The organism is Pseudomonas sp. yb_5 (assembly GCF_043103865.1).
In the GTDB taxonomy this organism is placed as follows: Bacteria; Pseudomonadota; Gammaproteobacteria; order Pseudomonadales; family Pseudomonadaceae; genus Aquipseudomonas; species Aquipseudomonas putida_Y.
This window is the reverse complement of the sequence record NZ_JBICKE010000102.1, coordinates 11,650-25,170: the sequence shown is the minus strand read 5'-3', so window position 1 is coordinate 25,170 and position 13,521 is coordinate 11,650. Positions and strand designations below refer to the sequence as shown.

Here is a 13,521-nt window from a genome sequence, read left to right as displayed (position 1 = left end):
GCTCATGCCCTGTTGTTCTTGAAGAAGTCAGCTTCGCTGACGATGCGGTTGACCAGGCGTCCGACGCCTTCCACTTCCACCACCACTTCGTCGCCCGGTACCACGTCGGCCAAGCCCTCTGGCGTGCCAGTGGCGATCATGTCGCCTGGTTGCAGGGTCATGAAGCTGGAGAAGTATTCGATCAGGTATGGAATGTCGAAGATCATGTCCGCCGTGGTGCCTTCCTGCTTCAGCTCACCGTTGATCCAGGTGCGTAGTTTCAGGTTGCTCACATCTGGCACTTCGGCTGCGTCGACGACCCACGGGCCAACGGGCGTGGTGGCGTCGCGGTTCTTCACCCGCAGGTTGGGGCGATAGTAATTTTCCAGGTAGTCGCGGATGGCGTAGTCGTTGCACACGGTGTACCCGGCCACGTACTCCAAGGCGTTCTCGCGCTTGACGTTCTTCGCCGGCTTGCCTATGACAGCAACCAGCTCACACTCGTAGTGCATGTACTCGACGTTGTCCGGGCGCCAGGTGACCTGGTTGTGTCCGGTGTAGGTGCCGGGGGACTTGATAAACGCCAGCGGCTCGGTGGGCGGAGCGAAGGCGAGCTCCTTGGCGTGGTCGGCATAGTTCAAGCCGAGGGCGAACATGCTTCCGTTTGCCGGTGGCAGCCACTCGAACTGGCTTTCATCGAGCATTCGACCGTCGGCCAGGCGAACGGTGGTGTCGGCTTCGACGGTAACAGCATGGACGCTGCCTTCATAACGGATACGCGCGTGTTTCATGCTGGCTCCCCCGGCTCTGCAACGATGGTGTTGGCCAGACGGCCAAGGCCGGTGATCTCGACTTCGACGAGGTCACCGGGATGGACGTCGACACGGCCCTCCGGGGTGCCGGTAATCAGTACATCCCCAGCGTGCAGGGTCATGAACTCGCTCAATTCTGCAATCAACTGCGGAATGCTGCGCACCAGGTTGGCGGTAGTGTTTTCCTGCATCACGACGCCGTTCACATAGAGCTTGAGGGTCAGCTGGTGCGGGTCGGTGACTGCGGAAACCGGGATCAGGTCGGGACCAATGGCGCAGAAGCCATCGCGGCACTTGGCCTTGACCGCCGGACGGTAGTAGCTGTCTTCCGGCAGGCTGTACTCGTTGACGATGGTGAAGCCGGCCACATGGGTCATCGCATCGGCGGCACTCACCCGGGTGGCGTCTTTGCCGATCACCACGCCCAGGGCTGGACCTGGTTGCAAGCGTTCACCGGCTGGGTGGATCACATTGCGACCGTGGGCATTGCGGGTGTTCGGCGTCTTGATGAAGAGCACCGGCTTGACTGGCGCCTGCTTGTACGGCGGCTTTTCGAACTCGGCCAGACGCTGCTCTAGCAGACCGTTGTAGTTCAGCGCAACGCCGAACACGGTGCCGTTCGCAACGTCATGCAACGCATGGCTCATGCTTTTCTCCTGGCAGTGGTGGAGCAGGCTGCTGCTCCGAATATCGTTAATGTGTTAATGTTATAGTTAATATGTTAACAATGGTCAAGGCTTCCCTTGTAGCTCCCGCTTGGCGGGTGCACCATGAGCCTTGGCAACTCGGGTCAAGTCATTGGCGGACAACCAGCAATGAGCAATCGGCATCCCATTCCGAACATCAACATCGGTCAGGTTTACGACCAGCGCTACAGCGAGAGCGAGGTGCATCACGACCGGCTTGGTAACCTCGCCGGATTTTTTGGGCGCAACATGCCGGTGCACCGCCACGATCGCTTCTTTCAAGTGCACTACGTAAAGTCTGGCACTGTGCGGGTGTATCTGGACGACCAGCAGTTCATCGAATCGGGGCCGATGTTCTTCCTTACGCCTCCGACCGTGACTCACTCTTTCGTCACCGATCCGGACAGCGACGGGCATGTACTCACGGTACGCCAGCAGTTGGTTTGGCAATTGATCGAGGCAGATGCCAGCCTGTTGCCGGCGGGAATGCAGGTGCGGCCTGCTTGCGTGGCGCTGACCAAGGTGCCGGCGGCGGATCATGCCGAGGCGCGGCGCCTGGAAATATGGCTGGAGGCGCTCAGCGATGAGTTCGCCGGCTCTAGTCCGGGACGCGATGCGGCGTTGCAATCGCTCACGCGGCTGATCATGATCAGCTTGTTGCGGCTTTGTCCCAACTCGCGCGAGGCAACTCCGGCCCGTCATGAAGACTTGAAGATATTTCACCGCTTCAACGCTTTGATCGAGGCGCACTACCTTGAGCACTGGCCACTGGCGAGCTATGCAGCACAGATCGGGGTCACTGAAGCGCGGCTCAACGACATTTGCAGGCGAGTCGCCGATCTGCCATCCAAACGCCTGGTGCTGGAGCGGCTGATGCAGGAGGCCAGGCGCTTGCTGCTTTTCTCCGGCAGTTCGGTGAATGAAATTTGCTACCAGCTCGGCTTCAAGGACCCGGCCTATTTCAGCCGTTTCTTCAATCGGTATGCGGGCCTTACACCAGGCGAGTATCGGCAGCGGCAGGCGGAGTTGCAGTGAGGTAGCCACGTGACGATACCTGCAAGAATTGTCGTTGTTTGATAGCGATGCTCGCAGCTTGCAGGGCGGCCTTAAATGGGTTTTCCGTGGAACAGATTGCACTTTTCATAGAGTGCAGCAGTTGTCGCATTCGTCAGATTCTCCTAATCTTATCGATTGAATCAAAAGGCACAGGCTTTACTCATGACCGAGATTCGCCCTTCACTAACGCTGAGCTTGCTGCAGGCCCGTGAAGCCGCAATGGCATTTTTCCGGCCGTTGCTCAATGAGCACGATCTGACAGAACAGCAATGGCGGGTTATTCGCATCTTGCACCAACAGGGTGAGCTGGAAAGTCACCAGCTAGCACACTTGGCCTGTATCCTAAAGCCGAGTATGACCGGGGTTCTCAGCCGCCTGGAGCGGGACGGACTGGTGTGCAGACGTAAGGGCACCGAGGATCTACGTCGAGTATTCGTGACGCTGACTCACTCGGGCCGCGCGAGTTTCGAAGCCATGCGTGAAGGAATGGAAGCCAACTACCGCAGAATTCAGGCGCAATTCGGTGAAGATAAGCTCAAACAACTACTGCAACTGCTTAACGAGCTAAAACGCATTGAGCCTTGAGCTCACGCTCTGGGCTCATCAGTCAAAAGCTCAGGGCTGGTCTCCCGCCAGCAATTGATAACTGCGTAGTCGGTCTTCGAAGCGGTGGGTAACGGTGACGATGCCAATTTCATCGCATTGGAAATCTCGCGCGAATTCGCTAATCCTGCGCCGGCAGGTCTGCGCTGACCCCACTACCATACCAGCCAAGGTTTCATCGTACTTGGCACGTTCAACTGGGCTCATCTGCCTGTAGCGTTGCTGCACCTCGGCTGGGCTGAGGAGAACCTCGCGTGGAGCCTTGCCAGCGCTAAGCTTTCGGTACACCGCAGTGCCGGCGATGTAGCGCGCTTCTTCATCCGTATTCGCGCAGATAGCCGCGACTGCTAGAAGACGGGGAGGAGGGCTGGCAAGTCCAGCACGTTGCCATGCCCGTCTGTGATCGTCAAAAATTCGCGGAGTGCAGGCATTTGGGGTGATGAACTGCGCCAACGCCAAGCCCATCCCCAGTTGACCGGCCAGTTGGGAACTTCCCCCGCCAGAGCCCAGCATCCAAAGTGAAGGCATCGACTTGACCGGCAAATCGAAGGTGAGGACGTCATAGCCGTGCCCAATGGGGAAGCCGCCTCGCAGAAATGCACACAGCATGGCAGCCTGAGCAGGAAACTGATCGACATCCGGCACGCGCCCTGGCATGGCCAGCGCGTGGCTGCTCATGGTGCCGCCGCCAGGTGCGCGTCCGATGCCAAGATCCACCCGACCAGGAAAAAGTCCGCCAAGCAATGCAAAGGTCTCCGCCACTTTATAGGGGCTGTAATGGCTCAGCATTACACCGCCGCTCCCAACGCGCATGCTGCGAGTAGCGCTGGCGATACGGGTGAGGAGGATCTCCGGCGCCGTGCCACTGAACTGGATACTGTTGTGGTGCTCTGCCAGCCAGTAGCGGTGGTACCCGAGCTGCTCGCATTCGATGGCCAGTTCCAGCGACAGCCCAGGTGCAGTGACAAGGGTCTGGTGCTGATGAACCGGTGATTGGTCTATTACAGTCAGGAGCAGGGTCACGGGCATTGCTCATCATGAGGTCATTAAATTGTTAACTATTCTGCAGTTTTGAAGGCAGAATGTTAAGAAGTTATCGAATTCATCTCACCTGACGGAGCACAGATGTTGAGTAACCCTGGTCGCCTGATCGTCCTGCTCGCAGCCCTTGTGGCGTTCGCCCCCCTATCAATCGACACGTACCTGCCGAGTCTGCCGACCATTGCGGCTGATCTGGGAGCAAGCGCCAGTAGCGTCCAGCTCACCATTGGCGCGTTTCTCGCCGGCTTGTGCATCGGAATGCTGTTTCATGGACCCTGTTCGGATCGCTTCGGACGGCGGCCGGTCCTAATTTGGGGGATGGCACTGTATCTGGGGGCAACAGTTGGTTGTATGTTCGCCGAAAATATCGAAGCACTGGTCGGATGGCGCTTTTTGCAGGCACTGGGTGGAGCTGCTGCGTCGGTGCTGGCCCGAACGATAGTGCGTGATGTTTTTTCGATCGGTCAGGCAGCACGTACGTTATCGCTCATGCACCTAGTAACAATGTTAGCGACACTCGTCGCACCCTTGGTAGGTGGGGTATTGATGCAGTTGCACAGCTGGCGAAGCATCTTTGCCGCGTTATTCGCTTTTGCCGCCGTATGCCTGCTTGCCAGCTTTCGCTATATAACCGAGACTCATCCTGCCGAGCGACGAGCTGGAACGCTCGGTATCGCCCTGGCAGGTTATTGGCAGATCGCGCGGAGTTCCCAGGCGCTCGCATACATCCTGTGCATGGGCTTGTCGTTTGGCGGTATGTTCGCCTTCATCACTGCGTCGCCGTATGTTTATATTGAGTACTTTGAAGTCTCCCCTCAAGATTACGGCTGGCTCTTCGGGCTTAACATTTTCGGAGTGATCATAGTGACGCTCATTAACGCGCGTCTGGTGACTCGTTTCGGCCCGCAGGCAATGCTTGGCGTTGGTGCAACGATCGTCAGCGTCGCTTCTATCGGGCTGGGGGTGATGTCAAGTACCGAGGCGCCTGGTTTGGCCGGAATCGTGCTGCTGGTCGTGCTGTTTGTCAGTGTCACTGGCTTGATGGGCGCCAACTGTGTGGCAAGTTTGCTGAAGCTATTCCCAGCCAACGCTGGTGCCGCAGCTGGGCTTGCGGTAGCTAGCCAATTTGCACTCGGTGCGGCATTTAGCGCATTGGTAGGGAGTTTGGCCGACGGCTCGCCCCGCCCCATGTGCTTGGTAATTGCAGCGGCAGGGGCGGGTTCGGTTTTCTGCTATCTGTGGCTCAGAGCGCGCTCAATGACAGGTGAGCAAAGCCGAACGGCATAATTACCAGGCTCAAACCTTAAACCGGCCGAGTAGTGTCTGCTGACCAACGGCAAGATGATTTAATTGCTGGCTGACGGCAGATGATTGCTCGGCTTGGTCTGACAATGCGCTTACCACCTGGTTGACTGCTTCGACATTTCGGCTGATTTCCTCAGCAACGCTGCTCTGTTGCTCAGCGGCGCAGGCGATCTGTGTATTCATGTCGGTAATGGTACAGACTGCCTGGCGAATACAGGTAGCCCACTGGCTGTGGCAGCGCGACGCGGCCTACGTTGGCATCGTTGAAGCGCGCAACCAGGCCTCCTGGACCATATCCTCGGCGAGGTAGAGTTTCAGCTTCTGACTGCGTGTCGGCACGACAATCACGCTCGCGACCACGATAAAAGGGGCAGGAAGCGTGGCACTATATCGTTGTTGAGAAGTACTGCCAAATGTGATCTCGATGCATTTGTAGAGCGACCCCGGAGGTCTACAGCCATGGCGTGCAGCTTGTGATAGCGCTCTGGATTGTAACGGAAACGGTAAGGATGTTTAGGTGAGCGTGTAAAGACTGTAACCGCTCGCCATTCTGGTATTTTCCCTGTAGATCGACGGAAATCTTGCCGATATCTGAAGCAGCATACTGGTTCCTTTTTGACATTCTTAGTTCACTTTCGGATCAACATTGAGGCCCTCCCGGATTTGCTCAGAAAAAGATTGTAGGGCTGGCAAATAACGCTGCGCAGCTTGTTCGATGCTCATGGCCTTGGCGATGTAGATCAGGCTGACACAGCCCAGTAGTCGTTGGCTGTCATGGTCGTACAGGGGCACCGCAATGGAGGCTATGTTGGCTTCCTGGTTCCAACCCATGTAGTTCTCGCCGTAACCACGATGGCGTGCCTTGCGCAGGATATTGTCCAGCGCCAGACGGTCGCGGGCCAGCTGACATTCGGGCTCGTCGCGGGTGGCCAGCAGCGCCAGGATCTGCTCACGTTCCGCCTCGCCGCAGAATGCCAGGTAGGCCAGGCCGGTTGCCGTTTGCAACACCGGTAGGCGACGTCCGACCATCGAACGGTGGAACGACAGGCGGCTGAAGCGGTGCGTCGTCTCGCGCACCACCATCTCGTCCACGTCCAGTGTGCAGATATCGGTCGGCCACACCACACGTTGCAACAGGTCGCCGAGCAACGGTGCGGCGATGGCGGAGATCCACTGTTCGTCGCGAAACCCTTCGCTCAACTCACGCACCTTGAGGGCCAGACGGAAGCTGTCGTCGGATTCGCTGCGGCGCACGTAGCCTTCGTCCTGCAAGGTCTCGAGCAGGCGCCGAACGGTCGTGCGATGCAGGCCGGTGATTTCGGCCAGGCGCGTTGGGCTGGCACCTCCGTCCAGACGGTTGAGGGCGTTGAGCAGGGCCAGGCCACGGCTCAGCCCACGTACGGTCTTGTATTCGGAGTCTCGATCAATATTCAAGAAAAATCCTTATAAAACAATGATGTGCACTTAGTGCACAACAAGGCGATTTTTCATTGTAGGGCAATCGGCATCATTTCTATACTCGCCGCAACAACTACAAATGCCCTGACAGGGGAATACAACATGCGCCATGCCTGCCTGCCGTCCCTATCCATTGCCTGCGCCTTCCTCCTTCGAAGCGTGGTGACATTCCGCTAGACCCCGTACCAGTCAAAACGCCCCTTCATCCCTCTTGCGCCTGCCTGCGCGAGGACGGTCGCGGCTTGCCTGGAATATGCCGGGGACGCCGTGGGGCAGTGTCGAGGATTACACCAATGAACAAGCCGCATCCAGATCATTTTCAGACCGACTACACCGCAGACGTAGTGATCATCGGTGCCGGCCCGGTAGGGCTGGCCATCGCCAACTATCTCGGCCAGGCTGGGGTGCAGGTGCTGCAGATCGAGAAGCTCGACCAGCTGATCGACTACCCTCGCGCCATCGGCATCGACGACGAGTCGCTGCGGACCGTGCAGGCCATTGGCCTGGTCGAGCAGGTACTGCCGCACACCACACCTTGGCACGCGATGCGCTTCCTGACGCCGAAGGGGCGCTGCTTCGCCGATATCCAGCCAACCACCGACGAATTTGGCTGGTCGCGACGCAATGCCTTCATCCAGCCACAGGTCGATGCTGTGCTACATAGGGGGCTGGCGCGTTTTGCCAATGTGCGCACGCTGTTTTCACGCGATGTGGTGGAGTTCCAGCAGGACGAGCAGGGAGTGAGCCTGCGCATGAATGGCCCGGAAGGCTGCCAGGAAAGCGTGCGTGCCCGCTACCTGGTGGCATGCGACGGTGGCAACAGCCTGATCCGCCGCACCCTGGACATTGCCTTTGAAGGCAAGACCGCCCCCAATCAGTGGATCGTCATCGACATTGCCAACGATCCGCTGGGCACCCCCAACGTCTACCTGTGCTGCGACCCGGTGCGGCCGTATGTGTCGGCGGCGCTGCCGCACGGCGTGCGCCGCTTCGAGTTCATGGTGATGCCGGGTGAGACCGAAGAACAGCTGGGCAAGCCCGAGAACATGCGCAAGCTGTTGGCCAAGGTGCTGCCGGACCCGGACCGCGTCGAGCTGATCCGCAAGCGCGTGTACACCCACAACGCCCGCCTGGCGAGCCAGTTCCGAGTCAAGCGGGTGCTGCTGGCCGGCGACGCTGCGCACATCATGCCGGTGTGGCAGGGTCAGGGCTACAACAGTGGCATGCGTGACGCCAGCAACCTGGGCTGGAAGCTGGCCCTGGTGGTCAAGGGCCTGGCTGGCGAAGCGCTGCTTGACACCTACGAGCAGGAACGCCGTGACCACGCCAAGGCGATGATCGATTTGTCGGTGCTGGCTGGCCACGTGCTGGCGCCGCCCAAGCGCTGGCAAGGTGCTTTGCGCGACGGTATTTCCTGGATGCTGAACTACCTGCCGGCGGTCAAGCGGTACTTCCTGGAAATGCGCTTCAAGCCCATGCCGCAGTACACCAAAGGCGCACTGGTGACCGAGCCGGACAACAAGAGCAAGGCCTCGCCGGTGGGGCGTATGTTCATCCAGCCCAAGGTGCTCACCGAGTCGGGTGACATCCGCCTGTTGGATGACGTGATCGGTAGCAACTTCGCCTTCATCGCCTGGGGCAACGATCCGCTATGGGGCTTGAGCAGCGCCCAGGTGCAGGCCTGGCGTGCACTGGGTGCCTGCTTCATCCAGGTGCTACCGGAAGTCCAGCTCAAGGCAGGGCTTGAAGTGCCGGACGGGGTCGTTCGCGTGGGTGATTGCACCGGCCGCCTCAAGGATTGGTTCGGCCGCTACCCGCTATCGATTGCGCTGTTGCGCCCGGACCGTTTCGTCGGTGCGGTGGCCATTCCACAGACCATCGGCCAGGCCAGCGACACGTTGCTGCGCGCATTGGCTGCCCAGCCCCAGGCTGGCCAACAGGCGCCACTGGCGTCCAAGGTGGCTTGAGATGAGCGCTTATCTGCATTGCCTGTCGCATACCCCGTTGGTGGGTTACGTCGATCCGGAGCAAGCCGTGCTGGCCGAAGTGGATGAGGTGATCGGCGCCGCCCGTGCGCGCATCGCCGCGTTCGACCCGGAACTGGTGTTCCTGTTCGCCCCGGATCACTTCAACGGCTTCTTCTATGACGTCATGCCGGCCTTCTGCATCGGCATAGGCGCCACCGCCATCGGCGACTTCCAGAGCGCCGCCGGCCCGCTCGACGTACCGCGCGACCTCGCCGATGCCTGTGCCGACGCGGTGTTGGCAGCCGGGGTGGACGCCGCCGTGTCCTACTGCATGCAGGTCGACCATGGGTTTGCCCAGCCGTTGGAGTTTCTGCTCGGTGGCCTGGCTGAAAAACCGGTGATCCCGGTATTCATCAACAGTGTCGCAGTGCCACTGCCAGGCTTCGCTCGCGCCCGTCTGCTCGGCGAGGCCATCGGCCGCTTCGCCCGGGGCACCGGCAAACGTGTGCTGTTCCTCGGCTCCGGTGGCCTGTCGCACCAGCCGCCGGTGCCGGAGCTGGCCCATGTCGATGCGCGCATGGCCGATCGCCTGATGGGCAGCGGCCGCGACCTGCCGGCCAACGAACGCCAGGCCCGGCAGGAGCGTGTGATCAGCGCCGCCGAAGGTTTCGTGCGCGATCAGCACACGTTGCATCCGCTCAACCCGACTTGGGACAACCACTTCCTCGACCTGCTGGAGCAACGCCGTTTCGGCGAGCTCGACGCCATGGCCAATGTCGAGCTGTCGGCGCTGGCCGGCAAGTCCACCCACGAGGTCAAGACCTGGGTAGCGGCCTTCGCTGCGCTCTCTGCGTTCGGCGACTACCAGGCCAGCGAGCGCTACTACCGGCCGATCCCGGAGTGGATCGCCGGCTTCGGCTCGCTCAGCGCCCATTCCCTTACCTGATGAACGGAGGATCCATCATGACCAACATCTCTCTCAGTGAAAACGCCAGCAGCCGTTTCGCCCGCATCCGTGAAGGCGATCTCGACCTGCAACTGCACTACAACGACCTCGGCGAAGGCGCCGAGACCGTGGTCATGCTGCACGGTTCCGGTCCGGGTGCCAGTGGCTGGGCCAACTTCAACCGTAACATCCAGCCGCTGCTGGCTGCCGGTTACCGCGTGGTGCTGATGGACTGCCCGGGCTGGAGCAAGAGCGACCCGATCGTCAACAGTGGCTCGCGCTCGGACCTCAACGCCACCGCACTCAAGGGCCTGCTCGACGTACTGGGCCTGGAGCGCGTGCACATCCTCGGCAACTCCATGGGCGGCCACAGCGCCGTGGCCTTCACCCTGAGCTACCCCGAGCGCGTCGGCAAACTGGTGCTGATGGGCGGAGGCACCGGTGGCGCCAGCCCGTTCGTGCCGATGCCCACCGAAGGCATCAAGTTAATCAACGGCCTGTACCGCGAGCCGACCATCGACAACCTGAAGAAGATGATGAACGTCTTCGTCTACGACCCAAGCGACCTCACCGAGGAACTGTTCCAGACCCGGCTGGACAACATGCTCAGCCGCCGCGACCACCTGGAGAACTTCGTCGCCAGCCTGGCCGCCAACCCCAAGCAGTTCCCCGACTTCAGTGCGCGCCTGGGCGAAATCAAGGCCAAGACCCTAGTGGTCTGGGGCCGCAACGACCGCTTCGTGCCGATGGATGTAGGCCTGCGCCTGATCGCCGGTATTGCCAATTCCGAACTGCACGTGTTCAACAACTGCGGCCATTGGGCGCAGTGGGAGCACGCCGACACGTTCAACCGCCTGGTGCTGGACTTCCTACAGCACTGATTTGAGGTACATCCCATGACCATCGATTCGCAAACCCTTGAGCGCCTGGCCGCCGACCTGCGCCGCGCCCAACAGCAGGGTGAGGCCATCGCCCCGTTGCGTGATGCCATCGGCGCGGAAAACGCCGAGGCGGCCTACGCCATCCAGCGCCTGAACGTTGCCCACGCCCTGGCCGAAGGCCGCCGTCTGGTGGGGCGCAAGATCGGCCTGACCAACCCCAAGGTGCAGGCGCAACTGGGTGTCGACCAGCCGGACTTCGGCAGCCTGTTCGCCGATATGTGCTACGGCGACAACGAAAGCGTGCCGTATGCCAGCGTCATGCAGCCGAAGATCGAGGCCGAGATCGCCCTGGTGCTCGCCCACGACCTGCCCAGTGCCCAGACCACCTTCGCCGACGTGATCGCGGCAACCGGCCATGTGTTGCCTGCGTTGGAGATCGTCGGTAGCCGCGTGCAGGGCTGGAACATCCGCTTCGCCGATACCGTGGCCGACAACGCTTCCAGTGGCTGTTTCGTGCTTGGTGGCCCGGCGCGCCAACTGCATGACCTCGACCTGCGTGGCGCGGCCATGCGCATGACCCGCAACGGTGAGCTGGTGTCCAGTGGCACTGGCGCCGAGTGCCTGGGCCACCCGCTCAACGCCGCTGTGTGGCTCGCCCGTACCATGGCGCGCCTGGGCGAGCCACTGCGGGCCGGCGACATCATCCTCACCGGCGCCCTAGGGCCGATGGTGGCGGTGGCGCCGGGCGACCACTTCGAAGCCGAAATCGACGGCCTGGGCCGTGTCGGCGTGACCTTCAGCGGCGAGTGACGGAGAACAACATGAGCCACAAACGCAAAGTCGCCATCATCGGTTCCGGCAACATCGGCACCGACCTCATGATCAAGATCCTGCGCAATGCCAAGCACCTGGAAATGGCGGCGATGGTCGGCATCGACCCGGCCTCCGACGGCCTTGCCCGCGCTGCCCGCATGGGCGTGGCCACCACCCATGAAGGCGTGCAAGGCTTGACTCGCCTGCCGGTGTTCAACGACATCGATTTCGTCTTCGACGCCACCAGCGCCGGTGCCCACGTGAAGAACGACGCCTTGCTGCGCCAGCACAAGGCCGACCTGCGCATGATCGACCTGACTCCGGCGGCCATTGGCCCGTACTGCGTGCCCGTGGTCAACCTGGAGCAGCATCTGCAGGCGACCAACGTCAACATGGTCACCTGCGGCGGCCAGGCCACCATCCCCATGGTCGCGGCGGTATCGCGCGTGGCCAAGGTGCACTATGCCGAGATCGTTGCCTCGATCGCTTCGAAGTCTGCAGGCCCCGGTACCCGTGCCAACATCGACGAATTCACCGAAACCACCAGCAAGGCCATCGAAGTGATCGGCGGTGCGACCAAGGGCAAGGCGATCATCATCATGAACCCCGCCGAGCCGCCGTTGATGATGCGCGACACGGTGTACGTACTGAGCGAGGTCGCCGACCAGCAGCAGGTGGCGGCGAGCATCGAGGAAATGGCCGCTGCGGTACAGGCCTACGTACCGGGCTACCGCCTCAAGCAGCAGGTGCAGTTCGAAGAAGTGCGCGACCTCAAGCTGCCGGGGCAGGGGACCTTCACCGGGTTGAAAACCTCGGTGTTCCTCGAAGTCGAAGGCGCCGCCCATTACCTGCCGGCCTACGCCGGCAATCTCGACATCATGACCTCTGCCGCGCTGGCTACCGCCGAGCGTATGGCGCAAGCAATGGAGGCCTCGGCATGAACGGCAAGAAACTCTACATCTCCGACGTGACCCTGCGCGATGGCATGCACGCCATCCGCCACCAGTATTCGCTGGATGACGTGCGCGCCATCGCCACGGCACTCGACCGGGCCAAGGTGGACTCCATCGAGGTCGCCCATGGCGATGGTTTGCAGGGCTCCAGTTTCAACTACGGCTTCGGTGCCCACACCGACCTCGAATGGATCGAAGCAGCCGCCGACGCGGTCAGCCACGCCAAGATCGCCACGCTGCTGCTGCCAGGGATCGGCACTATCCACGACCTGAAGAACGCCTACGATGCCGGCGCCCGCATCGTGCGCGTGGCCACCCACTGCACCGAGGCGGACGTCTCGCGCCAGCATATCGAGCATGCCCGTGAGCTGGGCATGGACACCGTCGGCTTCCTGATGATGAGCCACATGCAAACGCCTGAAGGGCTGGCGCAACAGGCCAAGCTGATGGAGGGCTACGGCGCCACCTGCATCTACGTGGTGGATTCCGGCGGGGCGATGAACATGGACGACATCCGTGCGCGTTTCCGTGCGGTGAAGGCCGTGCTCGACCCGGCCACCCACACCGGCATTCATGCCCACCATAACCTCAGCCTGGGCGTTGCCAACTCCATAGCCGCGGTGGAGGAGGGCTGCGATCGCATCGACGCCAGCCTTGCCGGCATGGGCGCCGGCGCCGGCAACGCGCCGCTGGAGGTGTTCATCGCGGCCGCCGACAAGCTGGGCTGGAACCACGGCACCGACCTGTATGCGCTGATGGATGCTGCCGACGACCTGGTGCGCCCGCTGCAGGACCGCCCGGTGCGTGTCGACCGCGAAACCCTGGCGTTGGGTTATGCCGGGGTCTACTCGAGCTTCCTGCGCCATGCCGAGGTGGCCGCTGTCCGCTACGGCATCAAGGCGGTGGACATCCTCGTCGAGCTGGGCAAGCGCAGGATGGTAGGGGGTCAGGAAGACATGATCGTGGACGTGGCGCTGGATTTGCTCAAGCGCTGACCCGAGAAACAGGGCTGCTGCACGGC

Annotated in this window: 13 protein-coding genes and 1 pseudogene; 9 read left to right on the top strand and 5 right to left on the bottom strand. The window is 61.2% G+C overall.

Annotated features, from left to right (window positions below):
- Window positions 1-2: 2 nt before the first annotated feature.
- Together ACF8GF_RS18105 and ACF8GF_RS18100 are read right to left on the bottom strand one after the other, a co-directional pair.
- Window positions 3-770: a fumarylacetoacetate hydrolase family protein gene (locus ACF8GF_RS18105; protein ID WP_176684721.1), complete on the bottom strand. Its 768-nt coding sequence runs from the start codon at window positions 768-770 to the stop codon at window positions 3-5.
- The gene (locus ACF8GF_RS18100) at window positions 767-1,438 is read right to left on the bottom strand and encodes a fumarylacetoacetate hydrolase family protein (protein ID WP_176684720.1); all 672 of its coding nucleotides are present in this window, start codon (window positions 1,436-1,438) and stop codon (window positions 767-769) included. Before ACF8GF_RS18100 ends, ACF8GF_RS18105 begins: the two co-directional genes overlap by 4 nt.
- Window positions 1,439-1,606: 168 nt before the next feature.
- On the opposite strand from ACF8GF_RS18100, the gene hpaA reads away from it, so the two are divergent.
- Window positions 1,607-2,512: a 4-hydroxyphenylacetate catabolism regulatory protein HpaA gene (gene hpaA / locus ACF8GF_RS18095; RefSeq protein ID WP_209969769.1), complete on the top strand. Its 906-nt coding sequence runs from the start codon at window positions 1,607-1,609 to the stop codon at window positions 2,510-2,512.
- 183 nt (window positions 2,513-2,695) lie between these two features.
- Window positions 2,696-3,118 (top strand): homoprotocatechuate degradation operon regulator HpaR, encoded by a 423-nt coding sequence (hpaR, locus tag ACF8GF_RS18090; RefSeq protein ID WP_176684719.1) that lies wholly within the window; start codon window positions 2,696-2,698, stop codon window positions 3,116-3,118.
- A 30-nt stretch (window positions 3,119-3,148) separates the two neighbouring features.
- Here hpaR and ACF8GF_RS18085 read toward each other — a convergent pair whose 3' ends face one another.
- Window positions 3,149-4,159, bottom strand: a complete 1,011-nt coding sequence (locus ACF8GF_RS18085; protein WP_392488283.1) for an MsnO8 family LLM class oxidoreductase — start codon at window positions 4,157-4,159, stop codon at window positions 3,149-3,151.
- Window positions 4,160-4,261: 102 nt separating this feature from the next.
- Between ACF8GF_RS18085 and ACF8GF_RS18080 the strand changes: the two genes are divergently transcribed.
- Window positions 4,262-5,464, top strand: a complete 1,203-nt coding sequence (locus ACF8GF_RS18080; protein WP_392488282.1) for a Bcr/CflA family multidrug efflux MFS transporter — start codon at window positions 4,262-4,264, stop codon at window positions 5,462-5,464.
- Between the two features lie 9 nt (window positions 5,465-5,473).
- Here ACF8GF_RS18080 and ACF8GF_RS18075 read toward each other — a convergent pair.
- Both ACF8GF_RS18075 and ACF8GF_RS18070 read right to left on the bottom strand, forming a co-directional pair.
- A pseudogene (locus ACF8GF_RS18075) lies at window positions 5,474-5,695 on the bottom strand (chemotaxis protein); the annotation flags it as partial.
- Window positions 5,696-6,106: 411 nt separating this feature from the next.
- Entirely contained in the window at window positions 6,107-6,916 is an 810-nt protein-coding gene (locus ACF8GF_RS18070) for a DNA-binding transcriptional regulator (protein WP_209965210.1), read from the bottom strand.
- Between the two features lie 317 nt (window positions 6,917-7,233).
- Between ACF8GF_RS18070 and ACF8GF_RS18065 the strand changes: the two genes are divergently transcribed.
- From ACF8GF_RS18065 to mhpE, 6 genes are read left to right on the top strand one after another with little or no spacing between them, the layout of a single operon-like run.
- Entirely contained in the window at window positions 7,234-8,907 is a 1,674-nt protein-coding gene (locus tag ACF8GF_RS18065; RefSeq protein WP_176684715.1) for a bifunctional 3-(3-hydroxy-phenyl)propionate/3-hydroxycinnamic acid hydroxylase, read from the top strand.
- Between the two features lies 1 nt (window position 8,908).
- A complete protein-coding gene (mhpB, locus tag ACF8GF_RS18060; RefSeq protein ID WP_392488281.1) occupies window positions 8,909-9,853 on the top strand; it encodes a 3-carboxyethylcatechol 2,3-dioxygenase in 945 nt (314 codons plus the stop codon).
- Window positions 9,854-9,870: 17 nt separating this feature from the next.
- Window positions 9,871-10,734, top strand: coding sequence for an alpha/beta fold hydrolase (locus tag ACF8GF_RS18055; RefSeq protein WP_392488280.1), 864 nt, complete (start codon window positions 9,871-9,873; stop codon window positions 10,732-10,734).
- A gap of 15 nt (window positions 10,735-10,749) precedes the next feature.
- Window positions 10,750-11,544: a 2-keto-4-pentenoate hydratase gene (gene mhpD / locus ACF8GF_RS18050; protein ID WP_209965214.1), complete on the top strand. Its 795-nt coding sequence runs from the start codon at window positions 10,750-10,752 to the stop codon at window positions 11,542-11,544.
- 11 nt (window positions 11,545-11,555) lie between these two features.
- Complete coding sequence (locus ACF8GF_RS18045) at window positions 11,556-12,488, top strand: acetaldehyde dehydrogenase (acetylating) (protein WP_209965216.1); 933 nt, start codon at window positions 11,556-11,558, stop codon at window positions 12,486-12,488.
- Window positions 12,485-13,495, top strand: a complete 1,011-nt coding sequence (gene mhpE, locus ACF8GF_RS18040; RefSeq protein WP_392488279.1) for a 4-hydroxy-2-oxovalerate aldolase — start codon at window positions 12,485-12,487, stop codon at window positions 13,493-13,495. The genes ACF8GF_RS18045 and mhpE overlap by 4 nt, the downstream gene beginning before the upstream one ends.
- Window positions 13,496-13,521 lie beyond the last annotated feature (26 nt).